This is a genomic window from Mesorhizobium sp. M7A.F.Ca.MR.148.00.0.0 (genome assembly GCF_003997735.1).
GTDB lineage: Bacteria > Pseudomonadota > Alphaproteobacteria > Rhizobiales > Rhizobiaceae > Mesorhizobium.
The window spans coordinates 1-19,623 of record NZ_RZTB01000004.1 but is presented as its reverse complement, the minus strand read 5'-3'; the positions used below and the strand labels follow the sequence as shown (position 1 = coordinate 19,623).

The window sequence follows — 19,623 nt, the reverse complement described above, 5'->3', positions numbered from 1 at the left end:
CCCCGAATTTGCCTATGCTGCTTGGTGATCCGGCAAACGCCGCACATCCGAATCGTCAGTAAAGAATCAAAGGTGATTCGCCTTGTCCAGTGGTCCGGCCAAAAAAGATTAAAAATCGACTAAAATAACGTCGAAATGGTCGATCTCCCCCCTCGTGGGGGAGATCACTCTCCCTACGCCAGCGTGCGCTCGACAATATCCCGCAGATCCGCCGACAGGTTTTCGGCGCCGGCGATCGACAGCAGCGCTTCCCTGGCCTTCGCCTGCCGCAAAGGTTCGAGCGAACGCCACGATCTGAGCGCCGTAGCCAGCCTGGCCGCCACTTGCGGGTTGCGCTTTTCAACCTCAAGCACAGTCTGGGCAAAGAACCAGTAGCCTTCGCCGTCAGCACGATGAAAGCCGGTCTGGTTGGCGCTGGAGAAGGTGCCGATCAGCGAGCGAACCGGTTCGGATTGCCCATCGAGAAGGCCGGGTGGTTGGTCAGGGCCTTCACGGTGTCGACGGTTTGCGGTCCCGGAACGCTGGCCTGGATCTGGAACCATTTGTCCATGACCAGCGGGTCGGACCCATAGGTCGTCTCGAAAGCCGCCAGCGCCTCGACCGCCTCGGGCGAACCGTGGTGACGATGCGCGAGCACGGCAAGTGCTGCCGCGCGGTCGGTCATGTTGGTCGCCGACTGGAAATGCCTGGCGGCGAGTGCTGCTCCACCCGGCTGCAGCGACAGATAATCCAGCAAAGTGTTGCGCAAGGCGCGTCGTCCGGCGCTCGCCGCGTCGGGGCTGAGCGCTGCTTTGTCGGCAAGGCTGCGGTAAAGGCCCGAAAAAACGTCCCGGTTCGCAGTGCCGATCGCCAACGCCAGTGCCTCGCGAGCCGCATAGATAGCATCGGGGTCGATGTTCCGGCCGATGTCGCGGGCGATGTCGGCTTCGCCGGGCAATGCCAGCGCCAGTGCTCGATAGGCCGGCTCCAGCGTCTCGTCGCCGGCGATGCTGCCGGCGAGTTCGATCAGCCGCGGTGCAAAGGCCGGCTGCTTGCCGCCGAGGATCTCGCGGAAGGCGGTGATCAGTGCATCGGTCAGCAGAGTATTGAAGGCCTGCCAGCGCGAAAAGGCGTCGCTGTCATGGCGGGCGAGAAAGAACTGGTCGTCGGCTTTCTGCTCGACGGACAATGTCACCGGCGCCGAAAAGCCGCGGTTGAGCGACACGGCCGGGCGCTCGGTGACGCCTGAAAACCGCACCATGTGGCGACGCTTGCGGATATGGATGACGCCGTCCTCGACGCTGGCGCCCTCGACGCCGCTATACGGCACAGGCTTGCCGCCGGCGCCGATCAGGCCGAAAGCCAGCGGGATGTGCATCAGCCGCTTGCGGCTTTCGGAGGGTGTCGGCGGTACCAACTGCTCGATTTCGAGCGTGAACTCTTGCGCCGCCGGATTGTGCGTCGAACTGATCGTCAGGTTCGGCGTGCCTGCCTGATGATACCAGAGCGCGAACTGCGACAGATCACGGCCGGACGCATCCTCGAACACCTTGATGAAATCCTCGATCGTCGCGGCGTCACCGTCGTGCCGCTCGAAATAGAGGTCCATGCCGGCGCGAAAGACGTCGGCACCGAGAATTGTGCGGATCATGCGCACCACTTCGGAGCCTTTCTCGTAGACCGTCGCGGTGTAGAAATTGTTGATCTCGCGGTAGCGGCGCGGCCGCACCGGATGCGCCAGCGGACCCTGGTCCTCGGGAAACTGGTGGGCGCGCAAGGTGCGCACTTCGGCGATGCGCTTGACCGCGCGCGAGCGCTGGTCGGCGGAGAATTCGTGGTCGCGGAAAACCGTCAGGCCTTCCTTCAGGCAGAGCTGGAACCAGTCGCGGCAAGTGATTCTGTTGCCTGTCCAATTGTGGAAATACTCATGCGCGATGATCGCCTCGATATTGGCGAAATCGGCGTCCGTCGCGGTCTCCCGGTCGGCCAGCACATATTTGTCGTTGAAGATGTTGAGGCCCTTGTTCTCCATCGCTCCCATGTTGAAGTCTGACACGGCGACGATGTTGAAGACGTCGAGATCGTATTCGCGGCCGAATGCCTCTTCGTCCCATTTCATCGACCGCTTCAGGGCATCCATCGCGTAGCCGGCCAGCTTCTCCTTGCCGGGCTCGACATAGATGCCGAGTTCGACCGTGCGGCCCGATAGCGTGACGAAACTGTCCGCAACCTGGCCGAGATTGCCGGCCACCAGCGCGAACAAATAGGATGGCTTGGGGAAAGGGTCGTGCCACACTGCATAGTGCCAGCCGTCGCCGAGGTCGCCCCTGTCGACCGGGTTGCCGTTGGACAGGAGCAGCGGCGCTTCGTCACGCATTGCCTCTATGCGCACCGTGTAGACGGAGAGGATGTCGGGACGATCGAGGAAATAGGTGATGCGGCGAAAGCCCTCGGCTTCGCATTGCGTGCAGTAGACATGGCTCGAGCGGTAGAGGCCCATCAGGGCTTCGTTGCCGGCCGGCGCCACCTCGGTCTCTATGAGCAACTGGAAGCGACGCGCCGCCGGAGGCTTGAGGATGGTCAACCGGTCAGGCGTCGCCAGCAGATCCGCCGGTTTTACCTTCTTGCCGTCAATCTCGATGCGCTTGAGCGTCAGCCCGTCGCCGTCGAGCACCAACGGTGCCGACACGGAGACGTCGTCACGGCGCTCTACCGTGAGTACGGCGGTGACACGCGTTGCGTCTGGCGAAAGGCGGAAGGTAAGGTCGGTTGTCGGAATGAGGTAGTCGTTGGGGCGATAGTCTTCGAGTTTGAAGACCTGGCCGGTGTCCGTGCGCATTCCGTGGGTTTTCCTGTCGATTGCGTTGGCGGCGGATTGTGTCCGCTGGTCCAAGAAATTTGAAGTCCGCGCTCTTTACACGAAACGGCCCCTCGACAAAACTGAGGCAATGCCTATTTCAGGCGTTCCTTCTCCTGTCATCATCACGAGGCACCCATGACCGTCGTCACACCGAAATTCGGCATGGGCGCATCCGTGCTGCGGCGCGAGGATGCCGCCTTCATCCAGGGCCAGGGCCGCTATACCGACGACATCCAGCCGGCTGGCGTCCTGCATGGCTATGTCCTGCGCTCGCCGGTCGCCAAGGCCACCTTCACCATCGGTTCGACCGAGGCGGCGAAGACGGCACCTGGCGTCCATCTGGTGCTGACCGGCAAGGATCTTGCCCATCTCGGCGATCTGAAATCCGGCGTCATGCAGGAACAGCCGGACGGCACCAAGGCTCCGACGCGCGATATCCCGATCCTGTGCCGCGACCGCGTCAACTATGTCGGCGATGCCGTTGCCTTCGTCGTCGCCGACAGCCGAGCCTTGGCGCAGGATGCCGCCGAACTGATCGATGTCGACTATGACGGCGAAGATGCGGCCTCCGGGACGGCAACGGCATTGGCCGAAGGCACGCCGCTGGTCTGGCCGGAGCTTGGTTCCAACCGCGCCTTCAGCTACCACATGGGCGACAAGAAAAAGAGCGAAGCGGCTTTCGCCAAGGCCGCCCATGTCACCCGCATCGAGTTCGTCAACAACCGGCTGGTGTGCAACTACATGGAGCCGCGCTCCGCGATCGGCGAATGGAACGTCGAGGAGAAGCGCTTCGTGCTGACCACCGGGTCGCAAGGCGTGCACTCCATGCAGTATATCCTGGCCAGCGTGTTCAAGATCAAGAAGGACCAGCTGCGCGTCATCACGCCTGATGTCGGCGGTGGTTTCGGGCCGAAGAGCTTCGTCTACCGCGAATATCCGCTGGTGCTGGAAGCGGCAAAGCGGCTTGGCCGCCCGGTGAAATGGGCCGGTGACCGCACGGAGCACTTCCTGACCGACGCGCAAGGCCGCGACAATTTCGTCACGGCTGAGATGGCGCTGGACAAAGACGGCCGCTTTCTCGGCATGAAGGTGGACCTGCTCGCCAACATCGGCGCCTATATCTCGCAATACGGCCCGTTCATCCCCTATATCGGCGTCACCATGTCCACCGGTGTCTACGATATCCAGGCGCTCGACGTCTCGGTGACCGGCCTCTACACCAACACCTGCCCGGTCGATGCCTATCGCGGTGCCGGCCGGCCGGAAGCGGCGTTCCTGCTGGAAAAGCTGGTCGATGCCTGCGCCCACGATCTCCGCCTGCCTGTCGAGGAGATCCGCCGCCGCAACTTCATCCGGCCGGAGCAATTTCCCTACCGGACGCAAACCGGCCGCCTCTACGACACCGGTGAATTCGAAGGCCATATGGAGCGCGCTATTGAGCAATCCGAATGGAAAGCGTTTCCCGAGCGGCTGGCGCAATCGAAGGCCGGTGGAAAAATCCGCGGCCTCGGCATGGCGACCTATATCGAGGCCTGTGCCTTTCCGGGCTCCGAACCGGCCTTCGTCGAACTCAACGGCGATGGCACGGTGACGCTGAAGATCGGCACCCAGACCAACGGACAGGGGCACGCCACCGCCTATGCCCAGTTCCTGTCGGAAAAGCTCAATCTCGACATCGACAAGATCCATGTCCGCCAGGGCGATACCGATGAATTGAAAGCCGGCGGCGGCACCGGCGGCTCGCGCTCCATACCGCTGGGGGGTGTATCGGCTTCCCGCGCGGGCGAGGATCTGGCCAACAAGATCAAGCGCATCGCCGCCGACGAGCTTGAAGCCTCGGCCGGCGACATTGAGCTGTCTGATGGTGTTGCCCGCATCGTCGGCACCGATCGCTCGATCGATTTTTCCGCCATCGCCAAGGCCGCCAAGACGCCGGATGATCTCAAGGGCTTTGGCGAGTTCGTGCAGGACGAATGCACCTATCCCAACGGCACTCATATCTGCGAGGTCGAGATCGATCCCGACACCGGCGCGACCGAGATCGTCCGCTACACCATCGTCGACGATTTCGGCGTCACCGTGAACCCGATCCTGCTCGCCGGCCAGGTGCATGGCGGCGTCGTGCAAGGCATCGGCCAGGCACTGACCGAGGACACCATCTATGGCGAGGACGGACAGCTTTTGACTGCGAGCTTCATGGATTACGCCATGCCGCGCGCCGACAATTTCCCGTTCTTCCATTTCGAGACCCGCAACGTGCCTTCGACCACCAATGCACTCGGCATCAAGGGCGCGGGCGAGGCCGGCACCATCGGCTCGACGCCGGCGGCACTCAATGCGGTGACTGACGCGCTCTGGCGCGCCTATGGCGTCAAGCACATCGACATGCCGGCAACGCCGGCGCGTATCTGGGCGACCATCCGAGAAGCGTCGGGAGCGTGACAGCAGGCCCCGGCAGCCCCCCGGCCACAGCCAGCGGTGATGCCGGCGGGCACGACACGCTAACCGGCATCATGTTCAAGATCGTGTCGGTGGCGGTCTTCGTCGGCATGCAGACCTGCATCAAAGCCGCAGGCACGGTTCCGGCCGGCCAGATTGTCTTCTTCCGCTCTTTCTTCGCTATCTTCCCGATCATCGCCTTCCTGGCCTTCAGGAAAGAACTCGGCACTGCCTTCACCACCAACCGTCCGTTCAACCACATCGCCCGCGGCCTGGTCGGCGTCTGCGCCATGGGGCTCGGCTTTTTTGCGTTGACCCGGCTGCCGCTGCCGGAAGCGATCACGCTGAATTACGCGCAGCCGCTGCTGGTGGTGGTGTTCAGCTCCATCTTCCTCGGCGAGGCCATCCGTGTCTATCGCTGGAGTGCGGTCGCGGTCGGCCTGGTCGGCGTGCTGATCATCTCCTGGCCGGAACTGACGCTGCTGAGTTCCGACGAGGCGCTCGACGATCAGGAAGTGCTTGGCGTCATCGCCGCTCTTGTCGCCGCGGCGATCTCGGCCGTCGCCATGCTCTTGGTGCGCAATCTCGTGCAAAGCGAGCGCACAGCGACCATCGTGCTGTGGTTTTCGGTGACGGCGAGCGTCATGTCGCTGCTGTCGCTGCCATTCGGCTGGCAGGCGCTGACGCCGCTCCAGGCGGCTCTTCTTGTTGCCGCCGGCTTCTGCGGCGGCCTCGGCCAGATCCTGATGACGGCAGCCTATCGCCATGCCGAAGCCTCGGTCGTGGCGCCGTTCGAATATACGTCGATGATCCTCGGCGTCGTCGTCGGCTATCTCGTCTTCGGCGACGTCGCCACGCTCCATATGCTTGTCGGCGGCCTGATCGTCGTCGCCGCCGGCATTTTCATCATCTGGCGCGAACGCCAGCTTGGCCTGGAGCGCACCCGCACGCGCAAGGCATCTTTGCCTGAAGGGTGATTACGACAGCTCGGCCCGCTCCTTCGCCAACCGCACCAACACCGTTCTCGTCTGCTCATCGGCTGGAAAAAACGATTCGATCGCCAGTTCCGACAGGGTCACGTCGAGCGGCGTGCCGAAGACGGTGATGGTGCTGATGAACGACAGCACCTGGTCGCCGTGCGCAAGCCTGAGCGGGTGCACGATGGGGTTCGGCTCTACCGACACCGGCCGACTGCCTTTCAAGCCGGACGGATAAGTCCTCAGCTCACGCTCGAGTTCGATCAGCACCGCGTCGCCGCTCGCGTCATTCTGGTGTTTCAGGCGCTCGAGCAGATGCGTCCGCCATTCCTGGAGATTGACGATGCGTGGCGCGATGCCGCCGGGATGAAGGCTGAGGCGAAGTACGTTGACCGGCGGCGTCAGCAGCGAAGCCTCGCTGACATCGGCAAGGAAGGGGGCAATGGCGGCATTGGCCGAAATTAGGTTCCAGTGGCGGTCGACGGCGAGTGCCGGGAACGGCTCGTGGCCTTTGAGGACGATCTCGACCGCCGCCATCGCCGGCGCCATCGTGGTGTCGGTCAATGAGCGCTCGCCGAAGCTCGGCGCAAAGCCGGCGGCGAGGAGCAACTGGTTGCGCTGCCTCAGCGGCATCGACAATTGCTCGGCCAGATGCAGCACCATGTCGCGTGAGGGCGCGGCGCGGCCGCTTTCGACGAAGCTCAGATGCCGCTGCGAGATTTCGGCCTCCATGGCGAGGTCGAGTTGAGACATGCGGCGGCGGGTGCGCCACTCGCGAATGAGGCTGCCGGCGGAGGTTTGGGCTGTTGTCATGAGGGCATGGTTAGACTGGGAGAGGGGGGCATTTCAATTACGTCTGAGGTCATAGTTCTTGCCGGCGTTCGCCTATCCACATTGGAGATTGGCGAAAGCGGAGATGACAGCCAATCTCCCCCCCTCGTGGAGGAGATTGGCCAATCACCCAAGTGCGCGCAGCTTCGCCTTGACTTCGAGAAAATCCCGCCACGCCAGCTTCTTGTGCGACGGGGTTCGCAGGAGATAGGCCGGATGCAGCGTCGGCATGGCCGGGATGGCGATGCCGGACGCCGTCGTGTGGGCGCGCCAGTTGCCGCGCAGCCGCAATATGCCTTCCGAGGTGTTGAGCAAGGTCTTGGCTGACGGGCCGCCAAGGTTGATCAGCACCTTCGGATTGACCAGTTCGATCTGCCGCTCGATGAACGGCCGGCAGATCTCGGTTTCGTGCGGCGTCGGCGTGCGATTGCCCGGCGGCCGCCAGGGAATGACATTGGCGATATAGACTGAAGTACGGTCGAGCCCGATCGCCGCCAGCATGCGGTCGAGCAGCCGGCCCGATCGGCCGACGAAGGGCAGGCCCTCGATGTCCTCGTCGCGGCCGGGTGCCTCGCCGACCAGCATCACGGCGGCGTCCGGGTTGCCGTCGGCGAACACCAGGCTCTTGGCGGTGGCCTTGAGATTGCAGCCCTCGAATGCCGCCATGTGCTGGCGAAGCTCGTCCAGCGTCGTTGCTGTCGTCGCCAATTGGCGAGCCAGTGCCGCCTGCGCTTCGTCGGGAACGGTGGCCGACGTTGGGCGCGCAACCGGCGGCGCACTTGATCTGTCACCTGGTTCGGGGCGAGACATATTCGTCGAACTCTGCGGTGCGGCGATATCGCCCGAAGACGCCGCCGCGCGCTCCATGGGCTTTGGCGCAACCTCGGCGAATCGGTTCACGGGCTGGTCTTCAAGCGCCTCGTCGACGCCCACGCTGGCGTAAAAGGCCAGCAAGTCGGCGATGTCAGGTCTGTTGTTTGGGGAAGCGGCAGTCATGCCGGCACATTCATCCGCGCGAGCACGATTTGCAAGTTTGTGATTGGCGAAAGCGGTGATGACAGCCAATCTCCCTCCTTGAGGGGGAGATGGCCGGCAGGCCAGAGGGGGTCGTCGCGCGTAGAGCGTCAACCTCCTCTGTCGGCGAAGGGGAGTCGCGTCCGGTCGTGCCGCCCCTCGAGGGGGGAGAGCGCGCCCCGCATCCGCGCCTCATCCCGTCGGTATGCGTGGATCCTGCACGAGGTAAAACGTCCAGCGCGGCGTGTAATCAGTCATCAGGAATTCGAACCTGGCGGTTTTCAGCGGGTCGACCTTGCCATTCCTGAACAGCAGCCGGTCATAGGGTTCGAAATCGCGATCGAAATCGGCGAAATTGCTCGACAAGATATTGTCTGGCGTCTTGTTGCGCTGGTCGAAGGAAAGCCCGTCGCCGAACACGCTCGGCCGATTCAGGATCTCCTGCAATTCGAACTGGAATTCGACCCAGGCCTGGCCGCTGTTGTTGAGCACCTCGATGCGCATATACATCATGCCGTTGGCGAATTCGCCGGCCTTGCCGAAGGCCTGGATCGGCTTTGTCGTGCGGATCGTCAGCGTCACCGGTGTTGACGAATTCAGCTCTTCGGTGATGACGAACGGATCGTCCTTCGTTCCGATGCCCGAGGCGCCGGTGATGCGGAAGCCGCCAAGCTCGTCGGAGAAGGAGTAGGCGCCTGCCGCCCAGACCTTCACTTCGTCGGCGGCAGCGTGATGCGGCGCCAGCATCAGAAGGGCCAAAAGGAGCGCCTGGCGGATCCGGCCGAGCGGGAAAAGAAAGCGCGTCGATGAAAAGCCGGCTGGCCCAGGAATGCGCATGGCGTGAAGTATGGCCGATAAGCAAGCCGTCGAACAATTAGAAACGCGCGCCTTGGAGGCAATGCCGGGCGAAAAGCAGTCTTCCAGCTTCGCAATGCGCGACTTTTTGGCCAAAACGGCATTGTCACGTATGCGCCGGTTTCCTGTCGTCAATTGATGCGCTATGCAGCGCGGGAGCCAGCAAGATACCCGAATGGGATAAGCCAGTGCGGAGGGGTTGATGAGCGACATCGAACGCGAAAGCATGGAATTCGACGTGGTTATCGTCGGTGCCGGACCGGCGGGCCTCGCCGCTGCCATCCGCCTCAAGCAGGTCAATCCCGAGCTTTCGGTCGTCGTCCTGGAGAAGGGCGGTGAGGTCGGCGCCCATATCCTCTCCGGCGCCGTTGTCGATCCGATCGGCATCGACCGGCTCTTGCCGGGCTGGCGCGATGAGGACGGCCATCCCTTCAAGACGCCGGTCACATCAGACCATTTCCTCGTCCTTGGTCCTGCCGGCTCGTTTCGCCTGCCTAACATGCTGATGCCGCCGCTGATGAACAATCACGGCAACTACATCGTCTCGCTCGGCAATGTCTGCCGCTGGCTGGCGACCAAGGCCGAAGCGCTCGGCGTCGAGATCTATCCGGGCTTTGCCGCTGCCGGCCTGCTCTACAATGAGCAAGGCGCCGTCACCGGCGTCGTCACCGGCGACATGGGCATCGAGAAGGACGGAACGCACGGTCCGGGCTTCGCACCCGGCATGGCGCTGATGGGCAAATATGTGCTGATCGGGGAGGGCGCTCGCGGCTCGCTCGCCAAGCAGTTGATCGCCAGATACAAGCTTTCCGATGGCCGCGAACCGGGCAAATACGGCATCGGTCTGAAGGAACTCTGGCAGGTCAAGCCGGAGAACCACCGTCCGGGGCTGGTCCAGCATTCCTTCGGCTGGCCGCTTGACTTGAAGACCGGCGGCGGCTCGTTCCTCTACCATCTCGAGGACAATCAGGTGGCGGTCGGCTTCGTCCTCCACCTCAATTACAAGAACCCCTGGCTGTCGCCCTTCGAGGAATTCCAGCGCTTCAAGACCCATCCGGCGATCAGCGGGACTTTCGACGGCGCCAAGCGCCTCGGCTATGGCGCGCGCGCCATCACCGAGGGCGGCTGGCAGTCGGTGCCGAAACTCTCCTTCCCCGGTGGTGCGCTGATGGGATGTGCGGCGGGCTTCGTCAACGTGCCGCGCATCAAGGGCTCGCACAATGCCGTGCTGTCCGGCATGCTGGCGGCCGAGCATGTCGCAGAGGCGATCGGTGCCGGGCGCGCCAACGACGAACTCGCTTCCTACGAGGAAGCCTGGCGCGCGACCGACATCGGCAAGGATTTGAAGAAGGTGCGCAACGTCAAGCCGCTGTGGTCGCGCTTCGGCACGATCGTCGGTGTCGGCCTCGGCGGCCTCGACATGTGGCTGAACACGCTGTTCGGTGTCTCGCCCTTCGGCACGCTGAAGCATGGCAAGGCCGACTATGCGACGCTCGAGCCTGCCGCCCGGCACAAGAAGATCGCCTATCCGAAGCCCGATGGCGTGCTGACCTTCGACAGGCTGTCCTCGGTGTTCCTGTCCAACACCAATCACGAGGAAAACGAGCCGGTCCACCTGCTTGTCGGCGACATGGAACTGCAGAAGCGTTCCGAGCACGATGTCTTTGCGGGCCCCTCGACGCGCTACTGTCCGGCCGGGGTTTACGAGTGGGTCGACAAGGACGGCAATGCCGCCGCCGATCCCACGGCCAAGGATGTGCGCTTCGTCATCAACGCGCAGAACTGCGTCCACTGCAAGACATGCGACATCAAGGACCCGAACCAGAACATCAACTGGGTGCCGCCGCAAGGCGGAGAAGGCCCGGTCTACCAGGGCATGTAGGCCCGCGCCGGCCACAGCGTGCAAAGGACCCGACGACGGCTCGGGTCTCCCGTCGCATGTGAAACATTAGGACTGTTGAAACTGCCGCGCGCTTATGGTTCCATTCCTTGACGATAAGGAGATGGCCAATGCGCCTGGCGGTTCTGGCATGCCTTGTGGCGATCGCTGCGCTGTTCGGTTCGGCTTCGGCGGCCTCGGCCGGCACCAGGGTGGTGGTCAAGACGCGGACCTACGACATCACCGGGAATACGGGGCTGGCGCTGATGCAGGCTATGGACCGCAAGGGGCCGAAGCACGGCTTCATGACGCACGCCATCGCGTTGACCGGCTACGCAGTGGATTGGGACCTTGACACCAGCCAGGACAATGGCGTTTGCCGCTTGCGGCGCGCCAACGGCACGCTCAATCTCTTTTATACGTTTCCGCGTGTCGCCTCGGCCACCACGCCGACGCTCCGGAAGCGATGGACGCGGTTCTTCGCCGGCGTCCGCGCCCATGAGGAAACCCATGGCCGCATCGCCAGGGAGATGATGTAGGCCACGGAAAGATCGATCTCCGGCCTCAGGATTGCCGACGACCGGTTCTGCTACAAGACACGTCGCGAGGCACAGCGACGTATCAAGGCCACCAATGCCGCATATGAGGCCAAGCAGCTCGCTTTCGATGCGCGCGAGCATCGCGATGGCGGCCATGTCCAGCATCTCGTCATCGCTTTGGTCAGGCCCTGATCCTTCAGCCTGGCGTCTTGCCGGTCTGGCTTATGGCCGCGGTCGCGGTTTCATGTTCGTCGAGCGGCTTTTGCTGGTTCAGCCTGAGTGAGAACTCCACCATGACCGGAAGGTGATCCGAGCCGGTGTCTTCCAGCCGTGTCGCGGAATGGATGGTCACGCCGCCCTTGCTGAAAACCTGGTCGATCGGCAGGCCTGCGAAGCGCCGCAGGAAGTCCGGCAGCTTGATGTGGATCCAGGTCGGACCGGCGGACGGCATCACGGTCAGCCCGCCAAGCGCCGCGACCCGCCGCACGGCGGCACTCCATGGCGCGGCATTGCAGTCGCCCGCCATGATGGCCGTCTCGCCGAGCGCGGAAAGCGGCTCCGTCAACTCGCCGATCTGCCAGTACTGCTCGCGTGGCCACGGCCAACTGAGGTGGATCGCCGCGACATCGACGTCGATGCCGCCGAAGTCGACGGTCGCTGTCGCCATGGCGCCGCGCCTTTCGCAACGCGCCTCGGTGCCCGCGGCAAAGGGCCGCCGCGAGAGCAGCGCGACGCCGAATATGCCGTTGGGATAGGGACAGAGGATCCGGTATGGATAGGCGCTGCTGATATAGCCAAGCTCGGTCGCCCACATCGCCGATACCTCGTCGAGGGTGATCACGTCGGGATTGGTCCGGCCGATCAGCGACAGCACCTTCTTCGGCGTCGGATTGTCGTAGCGCAGGTTCATCTGCAGCAGCTTGTAGATCGCGCGGTCTTCGTTCTTTGCTTCATAGGCGGCCTGAACCGGCCACAGGCGGGAGAAGGACAGCGACCCGGAAGTGGTGGCGAAGGCCGCCACGGCAAAAAGCAGTGCCACGGCCGCCTGCAGGCGAAATGTCGTGGCCAGCAGCGGCAGCGCACAAAGCGCCATCAGCACGGCAAGGTGGACGCGGAAATGCGAGAAGGAATCGAAGGCGGGATGCAGCGTTCCGAAAAACCCGGTCACCAGAGCGATCGAACAGGCCAGCATTGCCAGGAATGCAACCGAAATCAGCAATGTCCCGAGGCTCGCTCTCTCCATGCCGCCTGCTTATCGGCAGAAATGCGGCCCAATCAAGATGAGAAATGCCGCCGCGATGCGTGGCATCGGCCTACTGGAACGCCGTTTCCGAAAAACTTCTGAGCTTGCGCGAATGCAACCGCTCCATCGGCATTTCCGCGAGCTTCTCCATCGCCCTGATGCCGATGGTCAGGTGCTGCGCCACCTGGCGCTTGTAGAATTCGGTCGCCATGCCGGGCAGCTTCAACTCGCCATGCAGCGGTTTGTCCGAAACGCACAGCAGCGTGCCGTAGGGAACGCGGAAGCGGAAGCCATTGGCGGCGATGGTCGCCGATTCCATGTCGAGTGCGATGGCGCGAGATTGCGACAGACGCTGTACCGGACCACGCTGGTCGCGCAGTTCCCAGTTGCGATTGTCGATGGTGGCGACGGTGCCGGTGCGCATGATGCGCTTCAGGTCGTAGCCGGTAAGGCCGGTGACTTCGGCGACGGCTTCCTGCAACGCCACCTGGATCTCGGCCAGCGGCGGGATCGGCACCCAGACCGGAAGATCGTCGTCCAGCACATGGTCCTCGCGCACATAGGCATGCGCCAGCACATAGTCGCCAAGCGCCTGGGTGTTGCGCAGGCCGGCGCAGTGGCCGAGCATCACCCAGGCATGCGGCCTCAGCACCGCAATATGGTCGGTGATGGTCTTGGCGTTGGAAGGCCCGACGCCGATATTGACCATGGTGATGCCGCCATGTCCCGATTTCTTCAGGTGATAGGCCGGCATCTGCGGCAGGCGCGGCGGTGCAACGCCTTCGCTTGGCGCGCTTTGCCCGCTCTTGGTGATGACATTGCCCGGCTCGACGAACTCCGTGTATCCGCCGCCGCCGCTGGCCATCAGGTCGCGGGCGCGGGCGACGAACTCGTCGATGTAGAACTGATAATTGGTGAACAGCACGAAGTTCTGGAACTGCTGCGGCGTGGTCGCCGTATAGTGCGACAGCCGGTGCAGCGAATAATCGATGCGCTGCGCCGTGAAGGGCGCCAGAGGCCTCGGCTCGCCAAAGGCGACTTCGAAGGTGCCGTTAGCGATCTGGTCGTCGGTGCCGTCGAGATCCGGCACGTCGAACAGGTCGCGGATCGGCCGCTTGATGCGCTCTGCCGTCGCGCCGTCGACATGGGTGCCTTCAAGGAAGGCGAAATGCAGCGGGATGGGTGTGGTCGATTCCGACACCGTGACCGCAACCCCATGATTGCGCATGATCAGGCGCAACTGCTCTACGAGGTAGCTTTCGAACAGGCCCGGCTGGGTGATGGTGGTGGAAAAATGCCCGGGCGTCGGCATATGGCCATAGGCCTGGCGCGAGTCGATCTGGGTGAACGAGTTGGTGGTGACACCGATCTCCGGATAAAAGGCCCGGTAGCGCTTGCCATTGTCGCCGCCTGCTGCCGCTAGCTCTGCAAAGGAGTCGCGCAGGAACTTGGTGTTGCGGTTGTAAAGCGCCTGCAGTGCCTTGACTGCTTTTTCGGCGCTATCAAAGCTTTGCCGGCCAAAAGGCTCCGGCATGACGACAGATTCGATGGCTTGTGGGTAGATTCGCTTTTCCATGGCTCAATATAGAGACTTGGATCGGCACTTGGGAGGGGTGTCGCGACCGAAGGCGGCCAACGCGCCGTTTTTCTTCAACCGCGCTGCAGGCTGACCAGGAGCACAAAGCCGACGCCGGACTTCTTCAGGGCTGGTGCGTCGATCGTCGAGCCGGCATCTGAGCGCATCATCGGCACGGCCAGAACCGGAGCGGCCAGAACCGCCAGGATAAGCGCCGCCCGCGGCAGAAGCCGAAGTGTCTTGAGAGCGTTGGCGGCGATGCGGTTCATGGTGTTTCAGCTTTTCTTTTCGAGGTCTTGGTTCTTTGTTCAGTTGCGAAGATGGGTGGGGCAGGCGAGGCGGCAGGTTCTGGAACTGGCTTCGTCCCAGGCGCGGGCCGGACGGCCCGCTTCGGCGACGAGGATGGCGAAGAACATTCCAAACAGGCTCACCAGCAGGCAGACGATGGTGAAGCGGCGAGCAAGCATTGGGTCGGTCTCCTTCAACACGCCGGAGAATGCCCTGATGCAACTGAACCGGCTCTGATGCCGGCGTTCATCTGCCGTTCAAGATGATTGACGGGGTTTCGACGGCGCCGGCGTCGGTTTGGATAGCCGCCGCGGGTATCGAGCATCACCGGTGCAGGATGTGTCGACAAAACGAAAACGGGGCCCGCTGGGGCCCCGTCCTCATGTCGCAAGGATGCGCTCGATCAGAGCTTGTGCCAGGTCTGGCTCTTGCAGATCAGCCCGCCGAGCACGCAGCCGCTCATCTTAAGAGAGGTGCCCGACAATGTCGCCTTGCCCGAATAGGTCTTGTCGTTTGCCGGATCGGTGATGTTGCCGGCATATTTGTTGTCGCCCGTCGCCTTGAGCGAGCCGATGGTCTTGCCGGCATATTTCCCGGACTTGAGCGTGATGGAAAACGAGCTGCCGCCGGCGATGGCCGCGGTTTCGCCGGCCTGCGTCTTCCAATTGCCTTCGATCGGATCGGCCCATGCCGCACTCGCCACGATCAATGTGGCCGCAAGGGCCAGGCTCAGTTTTCGAAACATGTCTTCCTCCCTGTGGATGTCCGGCCGGATGCTCCGCCTCGCCGGTCTGCCGCTTACGCAAACGTAAGCTAATCCAGCTCCCGGCAAAACAAAAGCGGTGCCGTAGCGGAAGACTTTGGGATTTCGCAGCCGCCTGAAAGCGCCTCCTCGACGATGAAATGAAACGATCGGCGCATCGCCTTTGTCTGCCGTGGTTAGCGAAGTCTTGCCCCCGCGCGAGAAAACTTTCGTCAAATTTGAGGCAAGCAGGCTGAATTGCTGGGTTTGTATCCTTAACGAATTTCGGCGTTTACCTCTTGTTTTAGCTTTGTTTTCCTCAAATTAAGCACGCCATTTAACGACGGATTCAAGCCTGCACGGCATTCTCGAAAGCATCGGAAGAGCAGCCGGCAAGACGAAAGAAGGCAGCTCTCGGGAGCCTGACAGGGGCCGGAAAACAGGGGATTGAAATGGCACGTTTTGAAATGCTTGAAGCAGGTTTCGGCGCCATGGGAGCAACTGCCCAGGCCGACATCCTTTTCGAATTGGGCATGATGTATGCGACCGGCCGCGATTGCGAGACCGATGTCGTTGCCGCCCACAAATGGTTCAACATCGCCGCAATCAAGGGCTCGGCCCGCGCCGCCGAGCTGCGCTCGGAACTTTCGGCCGCCATGTCGAAGGTCGAGATCGCCACGGCGCTGCGCGAAGCCCGCGAATGGATGACCATGCACTGAAATCTGCCAATCGCAGACAGGTCCATCGAAGACAGGGAAGCTCCGGGATCAAGGCCGCACAGACGGCCAGACCCGGCGAAATTGAAGGCCGCGCAAGACGGTCACGAAGGCGAGGGAAAGAACGCGGCAGGCCGCAAGGCCCAGTCGTGCGCGACACAGGGAAGCTGAGCGGATTTTTAGGCGCGGGGGCGCCTGGAGATTGCTCGACGGGCAAAAAAGCCGCGACCAGCCGGAACAAGGCTGGCGTGGCTTTTTGCGTGGATGACGTCTTGCAGGCCCAATCGAGCGGCGCCAATGCGCCTAGACAGGCTCAATGAAGGGTGAAATTGTCCGGCCTCTCTGGAAGAAGCGCGGCCGGGGCGGCCGCGCGTGAGTGGAGGAGTTCTACCGTCATGAAAAAATTGAGTATTTTGAACGCGGCCATATTCGGCCTGATGTTGAGCACGCCGGTCGCATTCGCAGACGACATCACCTTTGCGGTGGTGGGCCCGATGACAGGACAGCTCGCCACCATCGGCGATCAGTTCAAGCAGGGCGCACAGGCTGCCGCCGATGCGATCAACGCTGCGGGCGGTGTCGACGGTCGTCAGATCAAGCTGAGCATCGAAGACGACCAATGCGATCCCAAGCAGGCCGTGTCGGTTGCCAACCGCGTCGTCGCCGATGGCGTCAAGTTCATCGACGGCCATGCCTGCTCGGGTTCCAGCATTCCGGCATCAGCTGTCTATGCCGAAGCCGGCGCCTTGATGATGAGCCCGGCCTCGTCAAACCCGGTGCTGACCGATGCGGCAGCCAAGGCCGGCTGGCCGACGATCATGCGCCTTTATACGCGAGACGACGCGCAGGGCGCCTTCATCGGCCCATGGATCGCCAAGAAGTTTGCCGGCAAGAATGTCGTCGTCCTGCATGACAAGAGCGCCTACGGACAGGGCGTGGCTGACGCCGTCAGGGCAACGATGAATGCCGGCGGCCTCAAGGAGGTCTATTATGACGGCATCAACGCTGGCGAGAAGGACTATTCGGCTCTCGTCACCAAGCTCAAGGATTTGAAAGCCGACGTTGTTTATTTCGGCGGCTACCATCCTGAAGCCGGCCTGATCCTGCGTCAGTCGGCGGAACAGAACCTGAAGTTCCAGCTGATCATGCCGGACTCCATCGCCTCGCCGGAATTCTGGCAGGTTGCCGGCCCGGCCGGCGAGGGCACCATGTTCGTCTTCCCGTCGGATCCGCAGGCAAAGCCGGAAGCCAAGGCAGCCGTCGAGAAGATCAAGGCCGGCGGCTTCGTGCCGGAGGGTTTCACGCTGTTCTCTTACGCCACCATCCAGGCTTTCGCCGAAGGCATCAAGCGTGCCGGCAGCGACGACCCGGCCAAGGTTGCCGAAGCGTTGAAGAACGGTACGCCGATCAGCACCGTTGTCGGTGATGTCACCTTCGACGAGAAGGGCGACCTCAAGAATGCCAGCTACGACATCAACCAGTGGCATGACGGCAAATACGCGCCGATCGCGCAGTAATCGCCACCCTGGCGACTGGATAGCATAGAGAAATGGCCGGGTTCATCCCGGCCATTTTCTTGTTTGCCCTGTCGCTGGCCTTCCGAACCGTCAGCTCACTGCTGTGGTCGCGGCGTTGTGCTCCTCGACGAACCGCACCAGCACCGTTCCGTCGGTGACCTGTGCGCCCTCTGTGGCGATCTCGGCGATCACGCCGTCATGCGGCGCGGCGATGGTGTGCTCCATCTTCATCGCCTCGAGGATCAGCAGCGGCTGGCCCTTGATCACCGTATCGCCTTTTCCCACGCGCACCAGCTTGACCAATCCCGGCATCGGCGCACGCAGGCTGCCGGTGCTTGCCGCCGCCTCATCGGCCCGTGCCAACGGGTCCGGCACGGCGAAGGTGTAGCCAACGGCGCCTTCGAACACGGTGATATGGCCTGGCCAGCGGGCGAGGCGCGGCGTGGCGCGAAAATCATGCGAATTGGTGTCGCCATAGGGCTTGTCCAGCGCGACCTGGAATCGTCCGTCCGCCCGCACCGAAACCTTCGCCGCGATATCGTCTTCGCCGAACTTCAGCCATGTGCGTCGCGCCACGCTGTGGAAATGTGCATAGCCGACAAGCGACGACCACGGATCGTCGGATGACGGGGTTGCGCCGGCACCGGAGGCCGCAAGAGCGGCGGCAGCAATGGTTTCGTCGCTCGGCGGCGGGACGGTCGTCAAGGTTTCTTGGTGTCTGCCAATCAGGCTGGTGTCGACATCGCCTGCAGCGAAATCCGGATCGGCGGCCAGAGCGGCAAGAAAGGCGGTGTTGACGGTCGAGCCGGCGATCTCGGTCCGGGATAGCGCCGCGCCAAGCGCTTCCAGAGCCGCCAGCCTGCCCTTTGCGTGGACGACCAGCTTGGCAATCATCGGGTCGTAATAGGGCGAGATGGCGTCACCCGCCCGCACGCCTGTCTCTATGCGCATCGTGGCGCCTTCGGAGGCCGCGTCTGGAAATTTCAGATGGTGCAGCGTGCCCGTTGCCGGCAGAAAACCTTTCGTCGCGTCCTCGGCATAAATGCGCGCCTCGAAGGCATGGCCGACGAGCGCGATCTCGCTTTGCGTCTTCGGCAGCTTTTCGCCGCTGGCGACCCGCAACTGCCACTCGACCAGATCGGTGCCGGTCACCATTTCGGTGACCGGATGTTCGACCTGCAGGCGGGTGTTCATCTCCATGAACCAGAAGCGGTCGGCTTTCAGGCCCTGCGAGGCATCGACGATGAACTCGATGGTGCCGGCGCCTGAATAATTGATCGCCTTGGCGGCCTTCACCGCCGCATCCGTCATCGCCTTGCGCAAAGCCTCGGTCATGCCGGGCGCGGGCGATTCCTCGATCACTTTCTGGTGGCGGCGCTGCGCCGAGCAGTCGCGTTCATAAAGGTGCACTGCATTGCCGAAATTGTCGCCGAACACCTGCACCTCGATATGGCGCGGCTTGTCGACATATTTTTCGACCAGCACGCGGTCGTCGCCGAAAGCGGCTTTCGCCTCGCGCCGTGCGCTGGACAACGCTTCGGAAAACTCATCTGGATGCTCGACCCGGCGCATGCCCTTGCCGCCGCCGCCGGCGCGCGCCTTGATCAGCACGGGATAGCCGATCTCGCGTGCCTTGGACGCAAGCAGCACGATTTCCTGTGCCTCGCCATGGTAGCCCGGCACGACCGGCACGCCGGCCTTTTCCATCAGCCGCTTGGCGGCGTCCTTCAGCCCCATGGCACGGATCGAGGCCGCCGACGGGCCGATGAAAATGAGCCCCGCCGCCACCACCTGGTCGACGAAATCGGGATTTTCCGACAGGAAGCCGTAGCCGGGGTGAATGGCTTGTGCGCCCGTTGCCAGGGCCGCGGCGATGATCTTGTCACCGCGCAGATAGCTTTCGCTGACGGGCGAGGGGCCGATATGCACCGCCTCGTCGGCCATCTCGACATGCAGGGATCTCGCGTCTGCATCCGAATAGACGGCGACAGTGCGCACACCCATCTTGCGCGCCGTCCGGATGACACGGCAAGCGATCTCGCCGCGATTGGCGATCAGGATCTTGGCGAACATGGAGCCTCCGCATGTAAGGTTCGAAGTCCATGGGAAGCAGAGCGCTTGAACACCCCCCTCTGTCCTGCCGGACATCTCCCCCGCAAGGGGGGAGA

At 62.9% G+C, this 19,623-nt stretch carries 15 protein-coding genes and 2 pseudogenes; 7 read left to right on the top strand and 10 right to left on the bottom strand.

Going from position 1 to position 19,623, the window contains the following annotated elements:
- Positions 1-173 precede the first annotated feature (173 nt).
- A pseudogene (gene pepN, locus EOB49_RS02520) lies at positions 174-2,818 on the bottom strand (aminopeptidase N).
- A gap of 156 nt (positions 2,819-2,974) precedes the next feature.
- On the opposite strand from pepN, the gene EOB49_RS02515 reads away from it, so the two are divergent.
- Complete coding sequence (locus EOB49_RS02515) at positions 2,975-5,281, top strand: xanthine dehydrogenase family protein molybdopterin-binding subunit (RefSeq protein WP_127380048.1); 2,307 nt, start codon at positions 2,975-2,977, stop codon at positions 5,279-5,281.
- On the top strand, positions 5,278-6,255 hold the full coding sequence (locus EOB49_RS02510) for a DMT family transporter (RefSeq protein ID WP_127327209.1): 978 nt from the start codon (positions 5,278-5,280) through the stop codon (positions 6,253-6,255). The genes EOB49_RS02515 and EOB49_RS02510 overlap by 4 nt, the downstream gene beginning before the upstream one ends.
- On the opposite strand, the gene EOB49_RS02505 is transcribed toward EOB49_RS02510, so the two are convergent.
- From EOB49_RS02505 to EOB49_RS02495, 3 genes are all read right to left on the bottom strand, one after another.
- Positions 6,256-7,068: a helix-turn-helix transcriptional regulator gene (locus EOB49_RS02505; RefSeq protein ID WP_127323083.1), complete on the bottom strand. Its 813-nt coding sequence runs from the start codon at positions 7,066-7,068 to the stop codon at positions 6,256-6,258.
- 144 nt (positions 7,069-7,212) lie between these two features.
- The gene (locus EOB49_RS02500; RefSeq protein WP_127380047.1) at positions 7,213-8,082 is read right to left on the bottom strand and encodes a uracil-DNA glycosylase; all 870 of its coding nucleotides are present in this window, start codon (positions 8,080-8,082) and stop codon (positions 7,213-7,215) included.
- A gap of 210 nt (positions 8,083-8,292) precedes the next feature.
- Entirely contained in the window at positions 8,293-8,937 is a 645-nt protein-coding gene (locus EOB49_RS02495; RefSeq protein ID WP_127380046.1) for a hypothetical protein, read from the bottom strand.
- A gap of 10 nt (positions 8,938-8,947) precedes the next feature.
- On the opposite strand from EOB49_RS02495, the gene EOB49_RS36350 reads away from it, so the two are divergent.
- The 3 genes and pseudogenes from EOB49_RS36350 to EOB49_RS02485 all read left to right on the top strand — a co-directional run bounded on the left by EOB49_RS36350 (position 8,948) and on the right by EOB49_RS02485 (position 11,565).
- The gene (locus tag EOB49_RS36350; RefSeq protein ID WP_164781564.1) at positions 8,948-9,094 is read left to right on the top strand and encodes a hypothetical protein; all 147 of its coding nucleotides are present in this window, start codon (positions 8,948-8,950) and stop codon (positions 9,092-9,094) included.
- A 63-nt stretch (positions 9,095-9,157) separates the two neighbouring features.
- On the top strand, positions 9,158-10,837 hold the full coding sequence (locus EOB49_RS02490; protein ID WP_127380045.1) for an electron transfer flavoprotein-ubiquinone oxidoreductase: 1,680 nt from the start codon (positions 9,158-9,160) through the stop codon (positions 10,835-10,837).
- A gap of 128 nt (positions 10,838-10,965) precedes the next feature.
- A pseudogene (locus EOB49_RS02485) lies at positions 10,966-11,565 on the top strand (DUF922 domain-containing protein).
- A 4-nt stretch (positions 11,566-11,569) separates the two neighbouring features.
- On the opposite strand, the gene EOB49_RS02480 reads toward EOB49_RS02485, so the two are convergent.
- The 5 genes from EOB49_RS02480 to EOB49_RS02465 all read right to left on the bottom strand — a co-directional run bounded on the left by EOB49_RS02480 (position 11,570) and on the right by EOB49_RS02465 (position 15,225).
- Positions 11,570-12,616, bottom strand: coding sequence for an endonuclease/exonuclease/phosphatase family protein (locus tag EOB49_RS02480; protein ID WP_127380044.1), 1,047 nt, complete (start codon positions 12,614-12,616; stop codon positions 11,570-11,572).
- A 70-nt stretch (positions 12,617-12,686) separates the two neighbouring features.
- Positions 12,687-14,192: an AMP nucleosidase gene (locus tag EOB49_RS02475; RefSeq protein WP_127380043.1), complete on the bottom strand. Its 1,506-nt coding sequence runs from the start codon at positions 14,190-14,192 to the stop codon at positions 12,687-12,689.
- Between the two features lie 74 nt (positions 14,193-14,266).
- The gene (locus tag EOB49_RS02470) at positions 14,267-14,461 is read right to left on the bottom strand and encodes a hypothetical protein (protein ID WP_127292634.1); all 195 of its coding nucleotides are present in this window, start codon (positions 14,459-14,461) and stop codon (positions 14,267-14,269) included.
- Positions 14,462-14,500: 39 nt separating this feature from the next.
- Positions 14,501-14,659, bottom strand: coding sequence for a hypothetical protein (locus EOB49_RS36345; RefSeq protein WP_023812838.1), 159 nt, complete (start codon positions 14,657-14,659; stop codon positions 14,501-14,503).
- 224 nt (positions 14,660-14,883) lie between these two features.
- Entirely contained in the window at positions 14,884-15,225 is a 342-nt protein-coding gene (locus EOB49_RS02465) for a DUF2147 domain-containing protein (RefSeq protein WP_127380042.1), read from the bottom strand.
- A 449-nt stretch (positions 15,226-15,674) separates the two neighbouring features.
- Here EOB49_RS02465 and EOB49_RS02460 point away from each other — a divergent pair, with 449 nt between their 5' ends.
- Positions 15,675-15,941, top strand: coding sequence for a sel1 repeat family protein (locus tag EOB49_RS02460; RefSeq protein ID WP_013532614.1), 267 nt, complete (start codon positions 15,675-15,677; stop codon positions 15,939-15,941).
- 392 nt (positions 15,942-16,333) lie between these two features.
- Positions 16,334-17,455 (top strand): ABC transporter substrate-binding protein, encoded by a 1,122-nt coding sequence (locus EOB49_RS02455; protein WP_127270990.1) that lies wholly within the window; start codon positions 16,334-16,336, stop codon positions 17,453-17,455.
- A 90-nt stretch (positions 17,456-17,545) separates the two neighbouring features.
- Here EOB49_RS02455 and EOB49_RS02450 read toward each other — a convergent pair whose 3' ends face one another.
- Entirely contained in the window at positions 17,546-19,528 is a 1,983-nt protein-coding gene (locus tag EOB49_RS02450; RefSeq protein ID WP_127380041.1) for an acetyl/propionyl/methylcrotonyl-CoA carboxylase subunit alpha, read from the bottom strand.
- Between the last annotated feature and the right edge of the window lie 95 nt (positions 19,529-19,623).